This window comes from Geminicoccus flavidas (assembly GCF_009806515.1).
Taxonomy (GTDB): domain Bacteria; phylum Pseudomonadota; class Alphaproteobacteria; order Geminicoccales; family Geminicoccaceae; genus Geminicoccus; species Geminicoccus flavidus.
The window spans coordinates 1-5,311 of record NZ_WUJP01000561.1 but is presented as its reverse complement, the minus strand read 5'-3'; the positions used below and the strand labels follow the sequence as shown (position 1 = coordinate 5,311).

The window sequence follows — 5,311 nt, the reverse complement described above, 5'->3', positions numbered from 1 at the left end:
GAGGAGGCGGTCACGCCCAATGCGCTGGAGGCGCTGGTCTCCCGGCTGCGCCGCAAGCTGGACGCGGCGGCGTGCGGGGTACGCATCGAGACCAGGCGCGGCATCGGCTATCGCCTGATTGCGGACGAAGACGCATGAGCGGCTTCAGCCTGCGCGGCCGCCTCGCGCTCGTGATGCTGTTCGCCTTCCTGCTGGGGCTGGGAGGTGCCTCCCTATTCTACTGGATCGAGGTGGCCGAGATGCGCGGCGAGCTGTTGCGCAACGCGCTGCGGCTGCAGGCGGAGGTCACGCTGGAAGCTCAGGCCGGCGCTACGATCGTGGCCGACGTGCTGCCGCCGGAATGGACGGCCGCCTATGCCCAGCCGGATTCGCTGGTCCACTGGAGCCTCTACGACGCGGCTGGCCGGCAAATCGGCCGTTCGCCGAACCTCCTGATCCCGCTGCCGCCACCCTTCGGCCTGCCGCTCGGAACCATGCAGCGTGCCCATTTGGAGGGCCGGGACATCGGCTTCCTCGCCGTCTCGACGGCGGATGGCGGCATCCTCCAGGTGGCGCGGGCGGATCTCGAGAGCCCCGGCGTGGTGCGCGTCCTGTCCGAGGAGGCGGTGGAGTTCCTGTTCTACACCCTGCTGCCCTTCGCGCTCCTGTCCATGCTGGCGATTTGGCTGGTCGTCGGCTGGAGCCTCAAGCCGCTGCTGCGTGCCTCACAGGCGGTGGCCCTGGTCGGGCCGGAGCGCCTGGACAGCCGGATCCCAGCGGAGGGGCTGCCCGGAGAGATCCGGCCGCTGGTGAATGCCGCCAACGACGCGCTGGACCGTCTGGTCGCGGGCTACGAGGCGGTGCGCCGCCTGACCGCCGACGCCGCTCATGAGCTGCGCACGCCGCTGGCCGCCCTCTCGCTGCGCCTCCAGCAGGCCAAGCTGGACGGCACCGCGGACTGGGCGGCGATCGAGCGGGAAACGGGGCATATGCGCCGCCTGGTGCAGCAGATGCTGACGCTCGCCCGTCAGGAGGGGCGGGAGGAGGGCGCGTTGGCGCCCGTCAACTTGGCGAGGATCGGCCGCGAGGTGGCGGCATCGCTCCTGCCGCTCGCCGAGGAGGCCGGACGCAGGATCGAGGTCGAGGCGCCCGACCGGGTGGCGGCCCTGGGCGATCCGGACGAACTGCGCGAGCTGGTCCGCAACTTGGTCGAGAATGGCCTGGCCCATGGCGCTGGCACCGTGATCGTCAGGGTCGCCGGCGACGGGGAGGGACCGCTCCTGGAGGTGGCGGACCAGGGGCCGGGCCTTCCGCCCGGTCTGGGCAACGCTGCGTTCGAGCGCTACCGCAAGGGCGACCCGGCCTCCGCGGGCGCCGGGCTGGGTCTGGCGATCGTGCGCCGGGTGGTCGAGCGCCATGGCGGACAGATCTGGCTGTCGCCCGGGCCGGGCTGCCGGGTCTCCGTCCGGCTGCGCCCGGCCGCGCCCTGACGCTCACACCGGTGCACCGAAGTCCAGCTCCGGGCCGCGCGGGACGATCCCGGTCGGGTTGATGGTCCGGTGGCTCTCGTAATAGTGACGCTTGGCGTGGGTCAGGTTGGTGGTCCGGCGGATGTCCTCCATCTGGTAGAGCCGCCGCGTGTAGGCCCAGAGGCGCGGGTACTCGACCAGCCGGCGGATGTTGCACTTGAAGTGCCCGACATAGATCGTGTCGAAGCGGAACAGGGTCGGGAACAGCCTTATGTCCGCCTCGGTCAGGTGCTCGCCGCATAGGTAGGGGCGGCCGGCCAGCCGCTCCTCCAGCCAGTCCAGCGTCTCGAACAGCGGACCCACCGCCTCGTCATAAGCGCGCTGCGAGGTGGCGAAGCCTGCCCGGTACACGCCGTTGTTGACGTTCGGGTAGATCCGCTCGTTCAGCCGGTCGATCTCCGTCTCCAGCTCGGCCGGCACATAGTCACCAGGCTTGGCACCCACGCCGTCGAAGGCACGGTTGAACATCCGGATGATCTCGGACGATTCGTTGCTGACGATCGTGTTCCGCTGCTTGTCCCATAATAGCGGCACGGTGACCCGGCCGGTGAAGTGCGGGTCGGCCCGGGTATAGAGCTCGTGCAAGTAGCGGGCATTCATGATCGGGTCCGGCACCACCCCTTCGCCCGGCTCGAAGGTCCAGCCGTTCTCGGCCATCCGCCAGTGGGTCACCGACAGGCCGATCATCTCGTCCAGCCCCTTGAGCGAGCGCAGGATCAGGGTGCGGTGCGCCCAGGGGCAGGCATAGGAGACATAGAGATGGTAGCGGCCGCGCTCGGCCGCGAAGCCGCCCTCGCCGCTGAGTCCGGGCGAGCCGTCCGCGGTCACCCAGTTGCGGAACGAGGCGTTCTCGCGCCGGAACTCCCCGCCGGTGCTGGCAGTGTCATACCACTGGTCCTTCCAGAGCCCGTCGACCAGCTGCCCCATGTTCCCCTGCCTTTAGCCTGGCGGCTATGGTTCGAGCGCCGCGCGGTAATGCTGGTGGATACGCCTGCGGATGTCCTCCGGTTCCTGGAGCACCGCGCGCGCCAGGGCCTTGAGGTCGCGCCGCGTGGCGTAGAGCTGGTCGACCAGCGAGAGGATGACTGGCAGGCTGTCCTCCTCGACCGCTAACTCGTCGGCGAGCTGGCAGACCAGCCGGATGCGGGCGACGTCCAGCTCGTCAAAGGTCGGGCCCGCCAGGTCGCGGTTCGGCACGATCCAGCCGCGCTCGACCCACAGCCTGAGGCGGACGATCCCGACCTCCCGGACCTCGGCCAGCACCTCCTCTTCGGTGAGCCGCATCATCACCTCCCGAGATCGCTGCGTGGATCATAGCGATGCGTGGCCCGCCACTTCTCCATGAAGGCGGCCAGCTCGTCGTCGACCGGCTTGGGCAGCACCACTTTGAGGACGATCCGCTGGTCGCCGGTGACACCGCCCGCGGCCATGCCCTTGCCGCGCAGGCGCAGCACGTCGCCGGTGCTGGCTCCCTTGGGCACACTCACGTTGACTCGTCCAGTGACGGTCGGCACCTCCACCTTGCCGCCGAGCACCGCCTCGTCGAGCGTGATCGGCAGCTCCATGACGATGTCGTTGCCTTCCAACCGAAACAGCGGATGGGGGCGTACGCTGACCTCGATCAGCGCGTCGCCAGGAGGCCCGCCGCCGATCCCAGGCTCACCCTTGCCGGCCAGGCGCAGGATGCCGCCGTCGCGCATGCCGGGCGGAATGGTGACGTCGAGCGTCTGGCCGTCCGGCAGGGTGATGCGCTGCCGGCCGCCGTTCACCGCGTCCAGAAAGGCGATGTCCAGCCGGTAATGGGCATCGCGCCCACGCACCCGGAAGCTGCCACCACCGCCGCGGCCGGCCCGGCCGAACAGGTCGGCGAACACATCGCCCAGGTCGTCCATGTCCTCGAAGCCGCCATGGCCGCCATAGCGCCCACCCGGGTCGGCCTCGGCATAGTGGCGATAGCTGCGCTGCTGCGGCCGTTCCATCCCGCTGGCGTCGATCTCGCCGCGATCGAAGCGCGCGCGCTTGTCCGGATCGCTCAGCAGGTCATAGGCACTCGAGACCTCCTTGAACCGCTCCTCCGCCTGTCGGTTGCCGGGATTGAGGTCGGGATGCAGCTCCTTGGCGAGCCGGCGATAGGCCCGGCGGATGTCATCCTGGCTGGCGTCCTTCGCCACGCCCAATGCCTGATATGGGTCCATCGGCTGAGACCGCGCCTCCTCGATGCTGGTCGTGCCATGCTGCCTCTGTTCGAGTGGCGATTTGTGCGCAGCGTTGCAAGCCCGTGATCATGCCGCGGGCGGCCGTCATGCGGGCTTGGAACCGGCTTCGTCGCGGCTCGTTCAAATGCCGCACCTGCACGAGATTGCCGTGATGGGACCGGCGCATGTGCGGCGCGGCCGGGCCCGGGCAGGTGGGGCCGTTGCCTGCGACGAACATTCAGGAGAACCGCATTGAACAAGGGCGCCAGGATCAAGGAAGGTCTACCGTTTCCCAAAGGCGCCACCTGGGATGGCAAGGGCGTCAACTTCGCGCTCTTCTCCGCCCATGCGAGCAAGGTGGAGCTCTGTCTGTTCGATGAAGACGGCAAGGAGACCGAGCGGGTCGAGCTGCCGGAATATACCGATCAGATCTTCCACGGCTATCTGCCGGACGTTCGCCCGGGCGACCTCTACGGCTATCGGGTGCACGGGCCGTACGAGCCGGAGGCCGGCCACCGGTTCAACCCGAACAAGCTACTCCTGGACCCTTATGCGCGGGGCTATTCCGGCCAGCTCAAGTGGGACCCGGCCTGCTTCGGCTACCAGATGGAGACCGGCGACGACCTGACCTTCGACGAGCGCGACAGCGCGCCCTTCGTGCCCAAATGCGTGGTGGTCGACCCGAATTTCGATTGGAAGGGCGAGCCGCAGCGGCAATACGTGCCCTGGGATCGCACGGTCATCTACGAAACCCACGTCAAGGGCTTCACCAAGCTCCATCCCGACGTGCCCCGGAATCTGCGCGGCACCTATGCCGGGTTCGGCACGCGCAAGGTGCTGGACTACCTGAAGTCGCTGGGCGTCACCTCGATCGAGCTCCTGCCGATCCACGTGTTCCTGGATGACAGCTATCTGATCGACAAGGGGCTCAGGAACTACTGGGGCTACAACTCGATCGGCTTCTTCGCGCCGGACCCGCGCTATGCGTGGGAGGACGAGCAGACGCTGCGTGAGGTCAAGGAGATGGTGGCCCGCTGCCACGAGGCCGGGCTCGAGGTCATCCTGGACGTGGTCTACAACCACACCGCCGAGGGCAACGAGAAGGGCCCGACCCTGTCGTTCAAGGGCATCGACAACGCCAGCTACTACCGGCTGCTGCCCGACCAGAAGCGCTACTACATCAACGACACCGGCACCGGGAATACCGTGAATCTCAGCCATCCGCGCGTCTTGCAGATGGTCACCGATTCCCTGCGCTACTGGGTGCAGGAGATCCATGTCGACGGGTTCCGCTTCGATCTCGGCACCATCCTGGCGCGCGAGCCGAACGGGTTCGACAACCAGAGCGGTTTTCTCAAGGCCTGCAGCCAGGACCCGCTGCTCGCCACGGTGAAGCTGATCGCCGAGCCCTGGGACTGCGGGCCGGGCGGCTACCAGGTGGGCGGCTTCCCGCCGGGCTGGGCGGAGTGGAACGACCAGTTCCGCGACACCGTCCGCGACTTCTGGCGGGGCGAGGCGGCGGCGACCGAACTGGCGCCGCGCCTGTGCGCGTCAGGGGATATGTTCAACCATCAGGGGCGGCGGCCCTGGGCCAGCGTGAACTTCATC

At 68.3% G+C, this 5,311-nt stretch carries 6 protein-coding genes; 3 read left to right on the top strand and 3 right to left on the bottom strand.

Annotation, left to right across the window (positions count from 1 at the left end):
* On the top strand, positions 1-138 hold a 138-nt coding region (locus EQG76_RS33510), incomplete at its 5' end, for a helix-turn-helix domain-containing protein (RefSeq protein WP_200840853.1).
* The gene (locus EQG76_RS16085; protein ID WP_159715254.1) at positions 135-1,469 is read left to right on the top strand and encodes a sensor histidine kinase; all 1,335 of its coding nucleotides are present in this window, start codon (positions 135-137) and stop codon (positions 1,467-1,469) included. The genes EQG76_RS33510 and EQG76_RS16085, both read left to right, overlap by 4 nt.
* A gap of 3 nt (positions 1,470-1,472) precedes the next feature.
* Here EQG76_RS16085 and EQG76_RS16080 read toward each other — a convergent pair whose 3' ends face one another.
* The 3 genes from EQG76_RS16080 to EQG76_RS16070 are packed head-to-tail and all read right to left on the bottom strand — an operon-like array spanning position 1,473 to position 3,703.
* Positions 1,473-2,435: a glutathione S-transferase family protein gene (locus EQG76_RS16080; RefSeq protein WP_159715252.1), complete on the bottom strand. Its 963-nt coding sequence runs from the start codon at positions 2,433-2,435 to the stop codon at positions 1,473-1,475.
* Between the two features lie 24 nt (positions 2,436-2,459).
* Entirely contained in the window at positions 2,460-2,792 is a 333-nt protein-coding gene (locus EQG76_RS16075; protein WP_159715250.1) for a hypothetical protein, read from the bottom strand.
* Positions 2,793-2,794: 2 nt separating this feature from the next.
* On the bottom strand, positions 2,795-3,703 hold the full coding sequence (locus EQG76_RS16070) for a DnaJ C-terminal domain-containing protein (RefSeq protein WP_159715248.1): 909 nt from the start codon (positions 3,701-3,703) through the stop codon (positions 2,795-2,797).
* Between the two features lie 252 nt (positions 3,704-3,955).
* On the opposite strand from EQG76_RS16070, the gene glgX reads away from it, so the two are divergent.
* Positions 3,956-5,311, top strand: a 1,356-nt coding sequence (gene glgX / locus EQG76_RS16065; protein ID WP_159715246.1) for a glycogen debranching protein GlgX, incomplete at its 3' end; no start/stop codon positions are given.